Origin of the sequence: Streptomyces longisporus, assembly GCF_039532765.1 — a bacterium.
Lineage (GTDB): Bacteria > Actinomycetota > Actinomycetes > Streptomycetales > Streptomycetaceae > Streptomyces > Streptomyces longisporus.
In genome coordinates, this window is sequence record NZ_BAAASG010000002.1 from 700,966 (window position 1) to 720,463 (window position 19,498).

10 protein-coding genes are annotated in these 19,498 nt (G+C 70.9%); 7 read left to right on the forward strand and 3 right to left on the reverse strand.

Translation table 11 applies throughout. From position 1 onward, the window contains the following. Positions 1-8: 8 nt before the first annotated feature. The gene (locus ABD355_RS04775; RefSeq protein ID WP_344398765.1) at positions 9-1,424 is read right to left on the reverse strand and encodes a phytoene desaturase family protein; all 1,416 of its coding nucleotides are present in this window, start codon (positions 1,422-1,424) and stop codon (positions 9-11) included. Positions 1,425-1,623: 199 nt separating this feature from the next. Here ABD355_RS04775 and ABD355_RS04780 point away from each other — a divergent pair, with 199 nt between their 5' ends. The 7 genes from ABD355_RS04780 (at position 1,624) to ABD355_RS04810 (ending at position 15,698) form a co-directional block, all read left to right on the forward strand. Then, a complete protein-coding gene (locus tag ABD355_RS04780; protein WP_344398766.1) occupies positions 1,624-6,837 on the forward strand; it encodes a family 43 glycosylhydrolase in 5,214 nt (1,737 codons plus the stop codon). A gap of 136 nt (positions 6,838-6,973) precedes the next feature. Further along, positions 6,974-8,293 (forward strand): S1 family peptidase, encoded by a 1,320-nt coding sequence (locus ABD355_RS04785; protein WP_344398767.1) that lies wholly within the window; start codon positions 6,974-6,976, stop codon positions 8,291-8,293. Between the two features lie 43 nt (positions 8,294-8,336). Then, a complete protein-coding gene (locus ABD355_RS04790; protein ID WP_344398768.1) occupies positions 8,337-10,646 on the forward strand; it encodes a tetratricopeptide repeat protein in 2,310 nt (769 codons plus the stop codon). Positions 10,647-10,718: 72 nt separating this feature from the next. Further along, positions 10,719-12,113: a vWA domain-containing protein gene (locus ABD355_RS04795; RefSeq protein WP_344398769.1), complete on the forward strand. Its 1,395-nt coding sequence runs from the start codon at positions 10,719-10,721 to the stop codon at positions 12,111-12,113. After that, positions 12,110-13,138: a hypothetical protein gene (locus ABD355_RS04800; RefSeq protein WP_344398770.1), complete on the forward strand. Its 1,029-nt coding sequence runs from the start codon at positions 12,110-12,112 to the stop codon at positions 13,136-13,138. Before ABD355_RS04795 ends, ABD355_RS04800 begins: the two co-directional genes overlap by 4 nt. Then, on the forward strand, positions 13,135-14,406 hold the full coding sequence (locus ABD355_RS04805) for an ABC transporter substrate-binding protein (protein WP_344398771.1): 1,272 nt from the start codon (positions 13,135-13,137) through the stop codon (positions 14,404-14,406). Before ABD355_RS04800 ends, ABD355_RS04805 begins: the two co-directional genes overlap by 4 nt. 167 nt (positions 14,407-14,573) lie before the next feature. Further along, the gene (locus ABD355_RS04810; RefSeq protein ID WP_344398772.1) at positions 14,574-15,698 is read left to right on the forward strand and encodes a glycoside hydrolase family 53 protein; all 1,125 of its coding nucleotides are present in this window, start codon (positions 14,574-14,576) and stop codon (positions 15,696-15,698) included. Between the two features lie 24 nt (positions 15,699-15,722). Here the strand turns inward: ABD355_RS04810 and ABD355_RS04815 are convergent, their stop codons facing one another. Further along, positions 15,723-16,805 (reverse strand): sugar ABC transporter substrate-binding protein, encoded by a 1,083-nt coding sequence (locus ABD355_RS04815; RefSeq protein ID WP_344398773.1) that lies wholly within the window; start codon positions 16,803-16,805, stop codon positions 15,723-15,725. Further along, on the reverse strand, positions 16,802-19,336 hold the full coding sequence (locus ABD355_RS04820) for a SpoIIE family protein phosphatase (protein ID WP_344398774.1): 2,535 nt from the start codon (positions 19,334-19,336) through the stop codon (positions 16,802-16,804). Before ABD355_RS04820 ends, ABD355_RS04815 begins: the two co-directional genes overlap by 4 nt. Positions 19,337-19,498: the final 162 nt, after the last annotated feature.

The following is a 19,498-nucleotide window of genomic DNA, read 5'->3' on the forward strand; positions in this document are numbered from 1 at the left end:
CCCCAGCGTCACGTGCGCAGCCGCCGCAGTGCCCGTGCCGCGGCGTGGGCTCCGCACATTCCGTGGGCGCCGGCGCCGGGCGGGGTGGCCGCGGAGCACACGTAGTGGCCGGGGACTCCGGTGTCGTAGGGCTGCAGGGTGAGGTGCGTTCCGAGGAGGAGCTGGGGGATGTCCGTGGCGCCGGTCATGATGTTGCCGCCCACGTAGTTGGGGTTGTATGCGGCGAAGCCGGGCGTGGTGCGCACCGCGGTGCCGATGACGCGGTCCCGGAAGCCGGGCGCGAACCGTTCGATCTGGGCGGTGATCGCCGCGGTGGCGTCGCCGGTGTAGCCGTTCGGGACGTGGGCGTACGACCAGACGGGGTGGATGTCGCCGGCCGAGCGTGCCGGGTCGGCCAGGTACTGCTGCCCGACCAGGACGAACGGCCGCCGCGGCATCCGCCCGGCATGGACGTCCCGCTCCGCGGCCGCGATCTCGGCGTAGGTGCCGCCGAGGTGCACCGTGCCGGCCCGCCGTGCGGCCTCGGCGCGCCAGGGGACCCCGCCCTCCACCGCGAAATCGACCTTGAACGCGCCCGGGCCGTAGCGGTAGCGCCGGTAGGCGCGGGCGGTCCGGGGCGGCAGCAGATCGCCGAGGATGTCGGCCAGGGCGGTGGGTGCCACGTCCCACAAGGTCACGTCTGCATACGGGAGTTGGGCGAGCGACCGCACGGGTACCCCGGTCTCGATCGTCCCGCCGAGTTCCCGCAGCAGCGCCGCCATCGCGTCGGTGATGCGCCGTGAGCCTCCCTCGGCCACGGCCCAGCCGTAGCAGTGGCCCGCGGTGACGATGCCCAGCCCGATGCTCGCGGTCAACGGCCGCTCCAGAGGGTGGAAGGCGTGCGCGGCGACCCCGCCCCACAGGCCCCTGGCCTCCTCGGTGCTGAACGCCTTCGCGAGCAGGGAGGCGGGGGCGAGCGCGGGAACACCGAAGCGGGCGAGGCGCAGCGGGTGCCGGGGCGGGCGCAGCAGCGGGCCCATGATGTCGTCGCCGAAGGTGTCGTACGCCGCCGCCGGGCCCTCGAACAGCCGCCGCCAGGTCCGGCCGTCGGCGCCGAGACCGGCGGCCGTCGCGGTCACCGAGCGGTGCAGCACCCCGGCCGTGCCGCCGTCGAGCGGATGCACGCAGTCGATCTCCGGCCACGCCCACCGCAGCCCGTACCGGTCCAGGCCCAGCGAGTTCAGGAACGACGAGCCGACGGCCATGGGGTGGATGGCGGAGCAGAAATCGTGCAGCAGTCCCGGCACGATCGCCTCGCCGGAGCGGGTGCCGCCGCCGATCGTGTCGGCCGCCTCCAGCACCGTGACCCGCAGGCCCGCCCGGGCCAGGGCGACGGCGGCGGCCAGACCGTTGGGCCCGGCGCCGACGACGGTCGCCGTACTCATCCCGACTCCTTTCGTTCGACCTGTCGCACATCGTTCGAAACCTCTTGACGCTCCACAGGACGCCGATTGAAACTCTCGCAACACGACGTCACCTCCACGTAACACCAGGCCCTCGGCGCATGCGCTGTCGGCCCGCTCCCGCTTGCCCGCATTCAGCCTTTCCCCCCTCATCAGCCATGTCTCAGCAGGGAATCCCGACATGACGCACAGCGCACGACTTCACGGCCGCGCGAGACGCTTGGCGGGCCGGCTCGCCGGACTGACCGCCGCCGCGCTGCTCCTGACCCTCGCAGGTCCCGCCCTCCCCGCACAGGCGGCGCCGACGGCCGGGGCCTCCGGCCTCAACGACGGTCTCGCCCTCTGGTACAAACTCGACGGCGGATCCGGGACCACCGTGAGCGACGCCTCCGGCAACGGCCGCGACGGCACGGTGAGCGGCACCGCCGACTGGTCGGCGTCCGGCCAGGGACTCGCCTTCAACGGATCCGACACCTACATCAAGGTGCCGGACGACGTCATGAAGGGCATGGACTCGATCACCGTCTCCCTGGACGTGCTCCTCGACTCCGCGCAGAGCACGCCGTACTTCCTCTACGGCTTCGGCAACTCCAGCGGCGGCAACGGCAACGGCTATCTGTTCACGACCGGCAACTCCCTGCGCACCTCGGTGGCGACCGGCAACTGGTCGACGGAACAGACCACGAAGCCGTCCGACTCCCACAACCTCACCCGCGCGGTCTGGAAGCACCTCGCCTACACCCAGACCGGCACCACCGGCGTGCTCTACGAGGACGGCGTCGAGGTGGGCCGCAACACGTCGGTGACGATCACCCCCGGCGCGATCGGCTCCGGCACCACCACCGCCAACTACATAGGCAAGTCCGTGTACTCCGGCGACAGGCTCTTCAAGGGCCGTATCCGCGACTTCCGCGTCTACGACCGCGCACTGGCCGGCTCGGAGGTCGAGCAACTCGCCCTTCCCGTCGACACACAGGGCGTCGCCGACGACAAGGCGGCCCTGAGCCTCGGTGACACCAGCGCCGTCACCGCCGACCTGGACCTGCCGAAGACCGGTACGGCGGGCGGTTCCACGATCAGCTGGACCAGCGACAACACCGCCCTCGTCTCGGACTCCGGCAAGGTGACCCGCCCCGCCGCCGGTGCACCGGACGGCCACGCCACGCTGACGGCGACCCTGAAGAAGGGCACGGTCACCGACACCCGCACCTTCGAGGTGACGGTCCTGCCCGACTTCGACGACGCCACCGCCACCCGGCAGGCCGCCGACGCCCTGACCGTCCACAACCTCGACGACGTACGCGGCAACCTCACCCTCCCGACCAGCGGTTCGTACGCCACCCAGGTCGCCTGGTCCTCCGCGAACCCGGACGTCGTCTCCGCCGACGGTGTGGTCCACCGCCCCGCGCACGGCGACGGCGCCACCACCGTCGAGCTGACCGCCACCGTCACCAAGGGCGAGGCGACCGCCACCCGCACCTTCACCGCACATCTGCCCGAACTGCCCGCCAAGGCAGCCCTCAAGGGCTACATGTTCAGCTACTTCACCGGCGAGGGCACCGCGGACGGCGAGCAGATCTACAACGCCCTCAGCAAGGGCAACGACCCGCTGCACTGGCGGGAGTTGAACGACGGCAAGCCCGTCCTCACCTCCACGCTCGGCGAGAAGGGGCTGCGAGACCCGTTCATCATCCGCTCCCCCGAGGGCGACAAGTTCTACCAGATCGCCACCGACCTCAGGATCTACGGCAACGGCGACTGGGACGCCGCCCAGCGCACCGGCAGCAAGTCCATCATGATCTGGGAGTCCACCGACCTGGTGCACTGGACGAACCAGCGGCTGGTGAAGATCTCCCCCGACAGCGCGGGCAACACCTGGGCGCCGGAGGCCTTCTACGACGCGAAACGCGGCGAGTACGTGGTCTTCTGGGCGTCGAAGCTGTACGACAACGCCGGGCACAGCGGCGACACGTACAACCGCATGATGTACGCCACCACCCGTGACTTCTACACCTTCAGCGAGCCCAAGGTGTGGATCGACCGCGGCTACTCGGTCATCGACTCCACGATGATCCAGCACGACGGGACGTACTACCGCCTGTCCAAGGACGAGCGGAACAACACCTCCTCCACCCCCAACAGCAAGTTCATCTTCGAGGAGAAGAGCGACTCGATCCTGGGCTCCTGGGACCCGGTCGCCGAGGGCATCGGCAAGGGCACGATGAGCGCGGCCGAGGGGCCGCTGGTGTTCAAGTCGAACACCGAGGACAAGTGGTACGCCTTCCTCGACGAGTTCGGCGGCCGCGGCTACATCCCGTTCGAGACGACGGACCTGGCCTCCGGCAACTGGACCCCGTCCACCGGCTACGACCTCCCGGCCAAGCCGCGCCACGGCACCGTCCTGCCGGTCACCCAGGCCGAGTACGACCGCCTGCTGCGCGCCTACCAGCCCGACCAGCTGGTGGAGAGCGTCGAGGGCGTCAAGGTGAAGACGAAGACCGGTCAGGCGCCGGTCCTGCCCGCCACCGTGATCGCGAAGTACGCCGACGGCGTCGACCGGCCCGTCGCCGTGACCTGGGACGACGTCCCGGCCTCGGCCTATGCGAACCCCGGGACCTTCACCGTGACCGGCAGCCTGCCGGACGGCACCTCCCTCCCCGTCCAGGCCGAGGTCACGGTGTCGCAGGAGGGTGCCGACGTCCCGGCCGACCTGCTCCTGCACTACGACTTCGACGAGACGGGCGGCAACATCGCCCACGACTCCAGCGGACACGGCTACCACGGCACCTATGTCCGCACGCCCGACTTCGGCACGGGCGTGACGGGCGGCTCCTTCAAGATGTCCGGGGACGCGTCGAGTTCGCCGTATGTGAAGATCCCGAACGGGGTGCTGAAGAACGCCGACAGCGTGACCGTGTCCACATACGCCAAGTGGAAGGGCGGCAGCAGCTTCCAGTGGCTGTTCGGGCTCGGGCCCGACAGCGACAAGTACCTCTTCGCCACCCCCTCCAACGGCGGCTCCAGCCTCTACTCGGCGATCACCAAGGCCAGTTGGTCGGCGGAGTCGAAGCTGACGGCCGGCTCGCAGCTCACGCCAGGCGAGTGGCGGCACGTCACCGTCACCCTCGACGGCTCGACCGGCGCGATGGTCCTCTACGTCGACGGCATCGAGGCGGCCCGCACGACGACCACCATCAAGCCGTCGGAGCTGTACGACGCGAACAAGGACTACAGCGGCTACATCGGCCGCTCCCTGTACTCGGCCGACCCGTACTTCGGCGGCGAGGTCGACGACTTCCGCATCTACGACCGGGCCCTGTCGGCCGCGGAGGTCATGGAGCTCAGCGGCAACACGGCGGGCATCGCGAAGGCCACGCACCCCGACCTGAAGGTCGACGCCATCGTCGACAACGCGGACAGCAGGATCACGCTGCCGATGAAGGAAGGCACCGACCTCACTTCCCTGGCACCGGAGTTCACCCTGGCCCACGGCGCGGCCATCAGCCCCGCCTCCGGCAGCGTCCAGGACTTCAGCAAGCCGGTGACGTACGAGGTGACGGGCTCCGACGGCAAGAAGCGCAACTGGACGGTCTCAGCAGTCGTGATGAAAAGCCCGGTGCTGCCGGGCCTGAACGCCGACCCGAACATCGTCCGCTTCGGCGACACGTTCTACATCTATCCGACGACCGACGGCTTCGACGGCTGGAGCGGTACGCAGTTCAAGGCGTACTCCTCGACCGACCTGGTCCACTGGAAGGACCACGGCGTCATCCTCGACCTCGGCCCGGACATCTCCTGGGCGGACAGCAGGGCCTGGGCGCCGACCATCGCCGAGAAGGACGGGAAGTACTACTTCTATTTCTGCGCCGACGCGAACATCGGCGTCGCGGTCGCCGACTCGCCGACGGGCCCGTTCAAGGACGCGCTGGGCAAGCCGCTGCTGAAGGCGGGCGACTTCAGCGGACAGATGATCGACCCCGCGGTCTTCACCGACGACGACGGCCAGTCGTATCTGTACTTCGGCAACGGCCATGCGTACGTCGTCCCGCTGGGTGCCGACATGACCTCCATCGACACCTCGAAGGTCAAGGACATCACCCCGAGCGGCTACAACGAGGGCTCCTTCGTCATCAAGCGCAAGGGCACCTACTACTTCATGTGGTCGGAGAACGACACCCGGGACGAGAACTACCGCGTCGCCTACGCCACCGGTCCTTCCCCCACCGGTCCCTGGACCAAGCGGGGCGTGATCCTCTCCAAGGACCTCTCCCAGGGCATCAAGGGCACCGGCCACCACAGCGTCGTACACGTCCCGAACACCGACGACTGGTACATCGCCTACCACCGCTTCGCCATCCCCGGCGGAGACGGCACCCACCGTGAAACCACCATCGACAAGATGGAGTTCGACTCCGACGGACTCATCAAGAAGGTCGTCCCGACGCTCACCAGCATCGACCCCGTGACCATCGTCCACGCGGGCCCGGGTGCCACCGGGACCGAGGGCGACGCCATCCCGCTCGCCGGCACCATCTCCGGTGCGGGCACGCCCAAGTGGACGGTGGAGACCGGCGCACCCTGCACGATCGCGGACCCGGGCTCGGCCCGCACCACCGTCACCTGCACCGACAACGGCACCTTCAAGCTCACCCTGACCGGCGGCCGCAGCACCGACACCACCACGGTCACGGTCTCCAACGCCGCCCCGTCGATCACCTCCGCGACAGGCCCGGCGACCCCGACTCCGGTCGGGAAAGCGGTGGTTGTCACCGCTTCCTTCACCGATCCGGGCACGTCCGACAGCCACACCTGCACCATTGACTGGAAGGACGGCACCAGACCGACATCGGGCCGGATCACCGCCTCCGGTGGCACCTGCCGCGCCGAGCACCTCTACGCCACGGCGGGCATCCACCGCCCGGTGATCACCGTCTCCGACGACGACGGGGGCACGGCCGGCACGACGCTCCCCGAGGTGATCGTCTACGACCGCGGCGCCGGTCCGGCGTTCGGCGCCGGCACGATCACGTCACCGGCCGGGGCCTTCCCGGCCAAGCCGGGACTGACCGGCAAGGCGGCGTTCACCTTCGGCGTCCGGTACCGGAAGGGGGCCACCACCCCCACCGGGGAGGCCGTCTTCGTCTTCGGCGCCGCCAAGCTCACCTTCCGCTCCACCGGCTCCGACTGGCTGGTGATCGCCGGCTCCCGGGCCGTCTACCAGGGCTCCGGCTCGGTCGACGGCCACGGCGGCTACGCGTTCCGCATCACCGCCACCGACGGCCCTGACACGTACCGCATCAGGATCTGGAGGAAGTCCACCGGCGACGTCGTCTACGACAACCAGGACGGTACGAGGACCACCGGCACCGTCAGGATCGGAGACCACCGGCACTAGGCGCACACTCCCCGCGCCCCCACAAGGGGCGCGGGGAACCCTCATGTCAACTCATGGCCGACTTCCATTGATTGACCGATCAATCCTGGTCACGAGTCTAGGGACGCAGCATGCTCCGAGCGTAGTGTGAGACACCATGGGGGAACTGCGTGCGGACTGGAGACTCAGGCTGCGGCGCGAGGGCGCTGATGGGCCCATCTGTGGGGCCGGCGTGCTCGTCGACCAGAATACGGCGCTTACCTGCGCACATGTGGTGGACCAACCGGACGCGGTCATGTGGCTGGAGTTCGCGGAGAATAGCGAACTGGAACCGGTGGCCGCACGCGTCCTGCCCGGCGGCTGGCTGCCCGACCGCGGCGAGGACGTGGCCGTGCTGCGCCTGGACAGCCCACGCCCGCAGGCGCGCCCCGCCCCGCTGGAGCGCACACTGCACAGCGGCATGCAGGTGTACGCGACCGGCTACGCGGTGGGCTTCGACGACGGCATGAGCCTGTGGGGCCGGATCAGCGGGGCCAGCGGCGATCTGGTGCAGCTCGACGCCGTCACCAAGGCGGAGGTGGTCCGCCGGGGCTTCAGCGGCGCCGGCGTGTGCACCGGGCCGCGCGAAGGGCCTCCCGTACGCGTGGTCGGCCTCGTCGTCAGCTGGCGCGGCGACATGAACGAGGTGCTGCCCGAGAAGAACCGGCTCGCCTTCTCCTATCTGATCCCCATGGAACGCATCGCCGCACTCTCGCCGCTCGTGGAGGAGTTGAGCCACCCGTCCGCATGGGACCGCGACTTCGAGGAGCGGTCGATCAGGTGGTTCGAGGACCGGGACGAGGACCCGGTGAAGATCACCGTGGTGACACCGGGCAGCGGCAAGGACCGCTCGCTGCGCCATCTGCTGCACCGCGCCGACGTCGTCCATCGCGGCGGCGCCAGCAGACCGGAGCTCGCCGACCGCGCCCTGGACAGGATCACCGTCCCGACCGGCGAGTACCTGGCGTACTGGTACTGGCTGCTCGGCCGCAAGCCCCAGCCGCAGCGGGCGGCCGACCGCGCGCCCGTCCGCCCGGTCACGGTCCTCGTCGACGGCCTCGACGAAGAGCCCGAGCCGGGCCCGCTGATCGAACTCCTGGTCCGATTACGGGTCCTCGGCGTCCGGCTGCTGCTCGTCTTCCGCCACGAGGGCGGCACCGGCTGGAACGCCGCCCGCGACCAACTCCTGCGGCCCGCGCTGCTCGCCCATGCGGACGCGTTGATCACCCGTCTGCAGACCGAGGAGTTCGGCCGCACGATCCGCCGGGGCGTCGTCGACAGCGCCTCCCTCAGCCGCGCGACCGAGACGGCCGACCGGCGGCGGCACGAGCTCCGCGTGATCGAAGGCCTCACGGACCCGCACGAGCAACTGTCCCGGCTGCGCGGGCTGATCAAGACCGTGCGTGCCGATCTGCGGCAGCACGGAGGCCAGGGATGAGGGGCCCCGCCCGGCCCGGGCAGCGGAGGAGGAGGACGAGAGCATGACGGCCTGCCCGCACCGGCGTTTCAGCGGAGCCCCCTGCGGCGGCACCGTGCTGCCCACCGGGTACTGCTCCCACTGCGGCCGTGCCGAGGACACCCCCGAGCTGCCCGCCCTGCCCGACAACCCCCGGGACCTGGGGCCCGACGAGCTCCTCGCACTGCCCCAGCGCGTGCCGCGCCCCCCTGAGGAACGCCTCATCGACCCCGAAGCACCGCTGCGCATCACCATGGCCTGCTCGTCCTCCGAATGCGGCATCACCTTCGCCCCGCCCTACACCGAGGGCCCGGTGCCGACCGAGGGGCACTGCCCGGTCTGCGGCAAGCCCTACTCGTACCGTCCCGAACTCGGCGAGGGCGAGATGCTGCGCGACCAGTACCAGATCATGGGGCCCATCGCGCACGGCGGCCAGGGCTGGGTCTACCTCGCCCGGGACACCCATCTCGGTGACGTCGTCGCCGTCAAGGGACTGCTCAACCGGTACGAGCACGACGGCGCCCGGCTCGCCGACGTCGAACGCCAGAACCTCGTCGCGATCCGCCACCCGCGCATCGTCCAGATCCGCGACTTCGTCGCCCGCAGCGACGCCGACGGCCAGGTCACCGGCGGCTACATCGTCATGGACGACGTCGGCGACGGCACCCTCGAGAAGGTCGTCGAGGAGACCCGGCGCGGTGAGACGGTCCTCGACATCGAGCATGTCGCCGCCTACGGCTGCCAGATCCTGGAGGCCTTCGTCCATCTGCACGCCGGCCGCGAACGGGTCTTCGTGTACGGGGACATGAAGCCCTCGAACGTCGTGCACCACGAGGACGGCGTCAAGGTCATCGATCTCGGCGGCATGCGCGAACACGGCCAGACCCGGCCCCCGGCCCATGTCACGCCCCCGTACATGGCCCCCGAGACCGCGTACTTGCCGAGCCCGACCGTCGCCCACGACCTGCACACCGTCGGCGTCACCCTGCGGGAGCTCGGCGGCTGGGCCGTCGACAAGGTGCCCGGTCTCGGCACCGCCTCCTTCTGGAAGGTCGTCGAGCGCGCCGTGCGGACCGACCCGGGCAAGCGGTTCGCCGACGCCCGGGAGATGGCCGGCCAACTGCGCGGCGCGCTACGGGAGATCCGTGCGCTGCGCGGCAAGACCGACCCGCCCGAGCCCTCCGACTACTTCCGGCCGTCCCCGCAGCTGCTCGGTGCCCGGCTCGGCACGGTCCCGGGCATCGAGCACTGGCTGGAGCGCCCCCGCCGCTTCCGCTACGAACCGCCAATGGCCCCCGCCCTCGACCTGGGCGCACCCACCCCCGCCGAGATCGCCCGCTGTCTGCCGGTGCCGCGGCGGTATCCGGGCGATCCGCAGACCGCGCGGTTCGAGGTGAGCAGCGGCTACGACCCGGGGCAACTCCTCGACCAGGAGGACAGGGAGCCGCGCTCGGTGGAGATCTGCCTGCACAACGTGCGCGTCCTGCTGGACCGGAACACGGAGGACGATCTGAACCGGGCGCAACTGGAGCTCGACACCGCCGACTCCATCCCGGGGCCGTCCGCCGTGCGCCGATGGCGGCTGGAGTGGCACCGCGCGCTGCTCGCCCTGCGCAGCGCCGGCCTGCACGACGACCCCCGGCAGGTCTCCGAGGCCAGGACCCATTTCGCTCAGGTGTACCTCGAGCTGCCCGGCGAGTACGCGCCGAAACTGGCCCTCGCCTACTGCGGGGAGCGGCTCGGCGACGACCGGGCCGGGCCGAGCGCCAAGGAACTGTACGAGGCCGTGTTCGCCCGCAACCCCGCGCACGGCGGCGCCGCCCTGGGCCTGGCCCGCCTCGCGCTGCGTGCGGGCGACCGCCGGGCGGCCCTCGACGTGCTCGGCCGGGTCCGCCCCGGCACCCTGGACCACACGGTCGCCCGGATCGCCTCCCTGCGCATCCGCGCGGCCCGGCTGCCCGGGGAGCACGATCAGCTGCCCGCGCCGGCCGACGTCGACGCAGCGCTGGCCGAGTTGGCCGGCCTGGTGCACCAGACGCCGGGCGCCGGTGAGCCGAGCCTGTCGGAGGACGAGGCGCTCCGCCTGAGCACCGAACTGCACGAATGGAAACTGGACGCCCTGCGCAGCCTCGACGACCGGCCCGGCCCCGCGGGAGGGAATGCCGGACGGCTGTACGTCCGCAGCCTCAGACGCATGCGCGCGGCGGAACGCGAGCTGCGCAGAGAGCTGGAGTCGCACTACCGGCAACTGGCAGCCCGCAACCGGGAGTCGGCCGCGGCCCATGAGCACCTGGTGGACCTGCTGCACGCGATACGGCCTCAGACCGTGTTCTGACGGGCCGACGTCCGACCGCACGGCAACGACAGCCCGAACGGCGACGAAGGGGAAGGAGCGATGACGTACGGCATGAGCAGCCACACCCTGCCGCTGCAGCCGGCCATCCGGCTGCACGTCGATCTCGACGGTGATCTGCGCCCGCACCGCAGCGCGAAGATCGAGGCGCATCTGCGGGTCGACATGGCCGCCGACAGCGCTCCCGTCGACCTGCCCGCGGTGGAACTGGCCGTGATCATCGCGGTGGACGTCGCCGAGGCCAACCGCCCGGCCGTCCGGCACGCCCTGCCGACCGCACTGCGCGCCCTGCCCGACGGCATCTCCTTCACCGTGCTCGGCAGCGGGCCCGAGCCGGTGCGGTGCTATCCGCGCGGTGATGCCGAGTGGGCCGTCGCCGACCATGCCGTGAGGCGCCGGGCCGTCTTCGCCGCAGGCGCGCTCCCGCTGCACCGGGACGGTCCGCGGCCCGCGGGATACGCCGTCTGGGCGGCCGGTGCGCGCGCCCTGCTCACCGGCCGCCCGCTGTCCGTACGCCATCTGGTGCTGATCACCGACGGCAGCAGTGCCCCGGGCGAGACCCGGCTGGAGGAGGAACTGGAGGCCTGCGCCGGGCAGTTCACCTGCGATGTGTTCGCCGTGGGCGCGGACTGGAACCCCGACCCGCTGCTGGCCCTGGCCGAACGGCTGCACGGAACCGCCGAGTTCGTGGACGAGGGGCTCGGCGGGGCGATCACCGGTGCCATCGAGCGACTGCGGCGGGTGCACACCCCGCGCCTGCCGATCGAGGTGACCGTGCGGCCCTCCGTGCGCCAGGTCTCGCTCAGCGAGAAGGCGCCCCGGCCGCGCCGACTGCGCGCACAGGCCCACCCCGAGCGGCCGCACCGCTGGAGCTTCCCGACCTACCAGTGGCATGAGCAGGGCAGGCGCGACTATCTGCTCACGCTCGTCGCGGACGCGGACACCGACCCGCTGGAGACCGACCTGCAGTTCGCCATGGTCTCCATCGGCGATGTCCATGAGCCCGTCGTCGCCCGCTGGCACCGCCCCGGGCCGGCACCGGCGCACGCCTCGGCGGGCGCTGCCAGCGTGCGCTTCCTGACCGGCACCGCCGCCATGCGCAATGCCCTTCGGGAGGGCCTCGAAGCTCTCCAGAAAGGCCAACGGGAGGTCGCCGAACGCTGCTTGGGGCAGGCCGCGAGCATGGCTGAGAAGTTCGAGGCGGACTGGGTGCTGGGCGAGATCCGTGAAGTCGCCGACATCGAGGACGCTGCCGCGGGGCGGGTCCGGCTGCCGACCGCCGTCGACTCCGGTGCCCTGCGCCCGATGATCCTGCGCGCCGGGTCCTATCCCGGCGGAACCCTGACCGACACGGTGTTCCCGCGGCCGGGCCCGTACTGCAGACAATGCTCGACCCCGGCCGGGAGCGAGGCCCGTTACTGCATCGCCTGCGGGAAGGAGCTGCTGTGACGACCGGACACGCCGCCTCCCGGCGCGACTACTCCCCGACAGCCTTCTGGCGCGGGCGCCTGAGCCCCTTTCGGACCCGCCGGCTGCTGGAGGCGCACCTTCTGCTCCTGACGGTGTGCGCGACGGTGGCGGTGGGCGCCCTGCTCCTCTCCTACCACCAGACCCAGCGCGGCGCCGAGGCGCTCTCGTCCCGGGAGGCACCGGCCGTACAGGGGCTCGCCGCCGCCCGGCTCGCGGTGTTGCGTGCCGAGTGGGAGACCGAGGTCCTGCTGAAGAACGATCTCATCCGCGTCGCGGGCTCGGGCGAGACCTACCGGTCCCAGCTCTCCGCCGCCGACCAGAGCCTGTCCCGGATCGCGGACCGCACGGACCAGGACCTGGGCACCGTCAACGGTCTGCTCGCCACCTACGGCAATTCCCTCAATCTCGGTACCTCGCTGTACCAGGGCCAGCCGTACATGCAGGAGCAGAAACTCAGGGAGGCGAAGTCGCTGCTCATCCGCCCGGGCGTGGGACTCGTGCCACGACTGGACCGACTGCAGCAGATCCAGCTGCAGCACGCCGAAGGCACCGCCGCCATGGGGTGGGTGCAGCGCAGCGGCTGGTGGGTCGCCGAACTCGCCCTGGCAGCACTGGTGTTGACTTTGATGTCGGCGCTGTTCGTGCTGCGCGACCGCTGCGGCCGCGACTGGAATCCGTACCTGCTCGCAGGCTTCGTCCTCACGGTGCTGCTCGCGGTCGTCCCGGTGATGACCACGTCCTCCACCGAGGACGACCTCGACAACGCGTTCAGCGACCTCCAGACGATCACCGAGGTATCCGGTCAGAACTGCTGCAGCCACGCATTGGTCGGCGCGCAGCAAGAGGTCACGGAGAAGTCCGAGGAGGTCCGGGGGGAACTGGCCGACGACGCCTGGACCGACAGGGTCTACCGGGGCACCCTGATCGGCGGACTGCTGGTCGTCCTCCTGCCCGCGACAGGGCTCGTGCTCCGACTCGACAGCGACTACTGGAGGCGACGGTGACCCGGCGGTTCAAGGTGCTGGTGTTCGTCGTGGTACTGCTGCTGACCGCTGCCACCGGCATCGTGGTGGTGTGGGCGGAGCAGGACGACCAGCAGCCGGTGACCATCCTCGGGACGTGGACCGGCACTCAGGAGAAGCAGTTCAAGCAGGTGCTGCAGGGCTTCGGCATCCCCTTCCGGTACCAGGGCACCGCGGCGCAGCGCGAGGTGCTGCTCTCCAAGGTGCAGTCGGGCGAGCCTCCGGACATCGTGATCATGCCGGGCATCGGTGAACTCGCCGAGTACGCGGACCAGAAGCGGCTCAAGCGCCTCAACGGCCTCTACGACCCTGAGCAGTACGGCTCGCCGTGGAGCGCGGCGAGCGGGACCTCCCGGGACGTGTACTGGGTCCCGGTCAAGGCGGACCTGAAGAGCATCGTCTGGTACCGACAGGGCCACAGGCCCGCCAACGCGCCGGCGCCGTTGCAGAGTTGGTGCATCGGCATGGGGGACGACGGCGCGTCCGGCTGGCCCGGCACCGACTGGATCGAGGACCTGGTGCTGCAGCGCTCGGGCCCGGACATCTACGGAAAGTGGGCGCTGGGCAGGAACAAGAAGGAAAAGTGGTGGACCAGTGCCGCGGTGCGCGACGCCTGGGAGGCGTGGGCCCGCCCGTTCGAGCAGAACAAGGCTGCGGCCGCGCACGCCCTGCTCACCGATCACCGCGGCGCCCCGGGCAGCAACGGGCTGCTGTTCGGTGGTCGGCCCGGATGCGCCCTGGAGCACCAGGGCTCCTTCGCCCGCTCCTTCTACGGAGAGGCCGACGCGAAGCACGCGCAGCTGATGGACTCCGCTCCGCTGCTGCCCGGAGGCCCGGATCAGGTCCGGGCCCATGAGGTGACCGGAGACTTCGCCGCACTGTTCAGCGACCGCCGCCCGGCCAAGGACCTCATCGAACGGCTGGCCTCCAAGGAGGGCCAGCAGCAGTGGGCGAAGGTGGCGCACGTCTTCTCGGCCAATCGCCAGGTACATCCCCACGAAGGCCGGGTCGAGGACGAGATCACCGAGCGGCTCACCGGTGACGGCCCGCGCTGTCTGGACGCCTCCGACGTCATGGCCCCCGCCGTCCGGGACGCCTTCTACGAGGCCGTCCTGCTGACCCTGGCAAGGGCCGCCGCCCCCCACCGCCAGGACCCCGGCATCCCGCACCTCCTCAAGGACATACAGGCAGTGCAGGACGCGCAGCCCGCCACAAGTGCGGCACCGAAGACGGTCTGCAGCACGCACTGAGCGGTCACGCTCCCCTCGTCCGACGAGAGGGTGCTCATGGTGTGCACGTTCCCAGTCCTACGCATCCGCCTTGCGCTTTGCATTGCCCATGACAACCACAGCCCTTACTGTGCACGTTCTCAGCAGCTGCCTCTCGTCAACTCGACGCCGGGTCAAAGGAGATCGGGATGTCCGTGCACGGCCCCAGGCGCACCATGAAGGTCGCCGCCCTGCTCGCAGTGGCCGCCGCGCTGCCGGCGGCCATGCTCACCACGCCGACGGGCGCCTCCGCCGCGGGCTCGCTCAGCATGCTCGGCGCCGATGTCTCCACGGCACAGCGGGCACTCGACCTGGGCGCCAAGTACTACGACGCGAACGGCAACGCCAAGGACCCGCTGGACATCCTCAAGGGCGCCGGCGTCAACTACGCCCGCCTGCGGATCTGGAACAACCCGGCCAGCGGCTACAACAACAAGGCCAAGGTCCTGGCGTACGCGAAGACGGTCAAGGCGAAGGGCCTCAAACTGCTGGTGGACTTCCACTACTCGGACACCTGGGCGGATCCCGGCAAGCAGTACAAGCCCGCGGCCTGGTCCGGGCACGGCATCAGCCAACTGCAGACCGACGTCTACAACTACACCTACGACGTCTGCAACAGCCTCAAGGCCCAGGGCACGACCCCGGACAGCGTGCAGATCGGCAACGAGATCAACGTCGGCATGCTGTGGGACGACGGCAAGGTGATCAACAACGACTTCACCAACCTGAGCCTGCTGCTCAAGTCCGGCTACAACGCGACCAAGGCCTGCAACAGCGGCACCAAGGTGGTCATCCACACCGCGGACGCGGACAGCGACGCCCATGCCCGCTGGTTCTACGACGGCATCAAGTCCAAGGGCGTCAACTGGGACATCACCGGGCTGTCCTACTACTGCATGTGGCACGGCACGCTGTCCACCATGGGCAGCGTCGTGTCCGACATGAAGTCCCGCTACGGCAAGGACGTGATCATCGCCGAGACGGCGTATCCGTTCACCACGGGGAACGCGGACGGCACAGCCAACTCGGTCACCTCCGGCTGCTCGGGCTACCCCCTCACCTGGCAGGGCCAGGCGGCCAACTTCACGGCCGTCCAGAACACGGCCCGCGGCGCCGGCGCGATCGGCGTCTTCTACTGGGAGCCGACCTGGTACGCGGTCCCCGGCAACGGATGGGATCCCGCCGACATCGACAACAGCGGGGACGGCTGGGACAACATGGCCACCTTCAACTGGACCGGCCAGGTGAACCCGAACATCAAGTGGACTCCCTGACCCTCCATCACCTGGTGACGGTGGCTACCGCGCGAGCCCGGCCTGCCGGCAGGCAGTCCGGAGCGCGCGGGTGCAGATCTCGTCGACGGTGTACACGCCGTCCTTGACGAGCGTCTGCTCGATGGTGCGGGCCGTCACAGCCCTCGGGGTGAGCAGCACGGACGGGATACGGCGGGTCGTGGGGCTGTCGGTCGTCGTGGTGGCGACCTTGCTCAGATCGTCGCCACGCCCCAGCGCCACGGCCATGGCGGCGGCCGCATCCGCCTCCGCCCGGAACGGCTTGTACACGGTCATGTACTGCTCGCCCACGACGATGCGCCGTACGGCGTCGAGGTCGGCGTCCTGACCGGTGACCGGGGGAAGCGGTCTGACGCCCGCGCGCTTGAGTGCGGAGACGGCACCCGCGGCTATCGCGTCGTTGGCCGCCAGGACCCCGCCGATCCGGTCCGGGCCGAGGGCCGCGACGGCGGCGGACATCTGGGCGTGGGCGTCGTCCGTGCTCCAGCCCTGGACGTCGTACGACCTGCCGATGCTGACCTTGCCCGCCAGGACGGACAGGGCGCCCTTTCTGAACCAGGCCGCGTTGGGGCTGGTCGGATCGCCGTTGAGCATGACGACCTGGCTGCTCTTCACCCGCCCGTCCATCGCCTTCAGGAGCGCCTCGCCCTGGAGCCTGCCGACCTGTGCTCCGTCGAAGGTGACGTAGCCCGAGACCGGGCCTTCCGCGAGCCGGTCGTAGGCGACGACCGGTACGCCCGCCCGGTGGGCCTCGATGATGGAGGACCGCAGCGCCTTCGCGTCGGCGGCGTCGAGGATCAGGACCCTGACCCCCGTGGTGATCATGGAGGTCAGCTGTTGCCGCTGCCGGTCGGCGTCGTCCTCGGCATTGGCGTACTCCATGGTGCAGCGGGGGCACAGCTCCTTCAGCCGCTTGTTGATCAGCGGCCGGTCGGAGTGCTCCCAGCGGGGGACCGACCGGCTCGGGAGCAGCAGGCCGACGGTGAAGCTGCCCGATCCCGCCTTGCCGTCTCCCCCGCAGGCGGCCTGGGACATCGTCAGGAGTCCCGCGAGGAGCGCGGCGACGACCTGCCACCGGCGGGTTCTCACCGCCGGCCCTCTCGTTCCGTTCCCGGGCCCGAGGCGGTGGGTGCCGGTGCTCGTCCCGGCAGGACGATCTCGCTCCACACCTGTTTGCCGCCGGCCACCGGCATCGAGCCGAACGACTCCGACATCGCCTCGACCAGGAGCAGGCCCCGGCCGCCGGTCGACTCCCAGTCCACGATCACCGGCTTGGCGGGCGCACGGGGCGAGGAGTCGGCCACGCAGACCCGTACCCGGTCGCCGCGGAGCATGAGGTCGAGGCGGACCGGGCCCTGGGTGTGCACCAGGGCGTTGGTGACGAGCTCGGACACCACCAGCAGGACCGCGTCGGCCACGTCCTCGGCCCGCCAGCTGCGCAGGGTGCGCGCGGTGAAGCGGCGGGCGTGCATGACGGCGTCGGGCAGCCGCCACACCACCCAGCCGGCCCTGATCGGCCGGGTGCCCATGCCGTCGTAGCGCAGCAGCAGCACCGCGACGTCGTCCTCGCGGCGGCCCACGTCGCCGAGCAGTTGGTCGGCCATGCGCCCCAGATCCTCCGGATCGGCGGCGGCGAGCGCCGTGCGGGTCTGGCGCATGCCCTCGTCGAGGGGCAGCCCGGCGGCCTCGACCAGGCCGTCGGTGACCAGGGCGAGGACCGTGCCGGGAGACAACTCCACCGCCGTCATGGGGAATTCCGCCTCGTCGAGGATGCCCAGCGGGAGTCCGCCCTCGACCTCGATCTCCTCGGTGCTGCCGTCGGGGTGGCGCACCAGGGGGGCGAGGTGCCCGGCCCGCACGAAGAGGGTGTTGCCCTGCTCCAGGTCCAGTTCGGCGTAACAGCAGGTGGCGAAGAGGTCGGTCTCCATGCCGACCAGCAGGCGGTTGGCGTGGGAGACGACCACGTCGGGCGGATGGCCCTCCACCGCGTAGGCCCTGACGGCCGTACGCATCTGGCCCATGATGGTCGCGGCTCCGGCGCTGTGCCCCTGGACGTCGCCGATGACCAGGGCCACCCGGTCCTCGGACAGGGCGATGACGTCGTACCAGTCGCCGCCCACCTGCAGGCCCCGTCTGGCGGGCAGATACCTGGCCACGGCCGTGCCGCCGGGCAGCTCGGGCAGGCGCCGGGGCAGCAGGCTGCGCTGGAGCATCGTCGCGAGTTCCTGCTCGGCGTCGTGCTCGTGCGCCCGTTTGAGGGCCTGTCCGACCAGCGCCGCGGTGGCGGTCAGCAGGGACCTTTCGTCGGGGGCGAACTCGTGCGGCTGGTCCCAGCCGACCATGCAGACGCCGGCCACCCGGCCCTTGGCGGGCAGCGGCAGCACGGCGAGGCCTCCGTCGCCGATGCCCGCGAGGTTCGGTTCGAAGGCCGTGCCGGCCGGCCACAGGTCCAACCGTCCGTCCCGCAGGGCGAGTTGGAGGGTGGGCAGGGCGCTGACCGGTGCGTCGGGCCACTCGGTACGCCACTCGGCGCGCCAGGCCTGAGGCCAGGCGGCGGGCTGCGGCGGATCGAGCACGGTGACCATGAGCCGGTCGCCCTGCAGCTCCGCGAGGGCCACCCGGTCGGCGCCCAGCGGCTCCCGCAGCGCGGTGACCACGACGCGGCTGACGTCACGGACCGTGGTGGCGTCGTCGAGTGCGGCGGTCAGCCACTGGATCCTGGAGACGTCGTCGGGGCCGCGGCGCAGCACGGAGGTCGCCGTCACCACGCCCAGCACCTGCTCGGGGCGGTCGTCGGTGCCCGCCAGGACCCGGCAGCTCAGGCTCAGCCAGCGCATCTCCCCCGTCGGGCCGCGCACCCGGAACTCCAGCTCCCGCCGGCCGAACGCCTGCGGAGCCGGTTCCAGGACCGACACCAGCGCGTGCATGTCCTCGGGCAGGGCGTGCGCGAGCAGGGTGTCCGCCTTGCCGTCGAAGTCGGCCGGCGTGATACCGAGGAGTTCGAGCAGGGCGTCGTCCGCGTCGATCAGACCGGTGTCGGGCACCAGTACGAACGAGCCGACGCGCAGGCTCCGCAGCGCGGGACCCAGCAGCGGCGACGGCGGGGACCGGCCGGCGGCGGCCAGCAGCAGACCGGCGACGGCGTCGGCGTACCGCTCCAGGAAGCGGCGCTGCTCGTCCTCGAAGCCGTCCGCACCGGCGCCCACGACCACGAGGCAGCCGAGCCGGCTGCCGTCCGCCTCCAGCGGCAGGGCTCCGAGCGAGGCCTCCGTGTGCGGCGGAGTGGGCCCGCCCTCGGAGTGGGCGGCCAGTTCCGCGGGGGTGAGCCACAGCGGCCGGTCGGTGCGGAAGGCGTGCGCGGCGGGTGAGCCCCCCGACAGGGGCAGACACTCGGGCAGCCGGTAGTCGGAAACGGCCCAGCGGGCCGTCTCCGCCAGGCGCAGCTCGTCCGTGTCACCGGCAGGCACATAGACCGCTGCCATGGCCACTCCGGCGAAGGTCAGAGCGCGCTCGTCCGCTGCCGCCTCCGGCACCGCGGGCAGCCCGCCCGCGTCCGCGGCATCGGCTCCGGATGCCCGCAGCTGAGAGACTCCGGCCCGGGCACCGCCGTCTTCAGGCATGTCCGCAACCTACCTCCCGTCCGTGCCGCGGATGCGGCTGAGATCGGGCGTCCCCACAACAGAATCGCATATCGGAGCAAACCGCCACTGCATTCGCAGATCGCCGTAGCCGGTGCCACACTGACGGCATGGTCGTCTTGCCGCTCACGTGAGAGGGCCAGG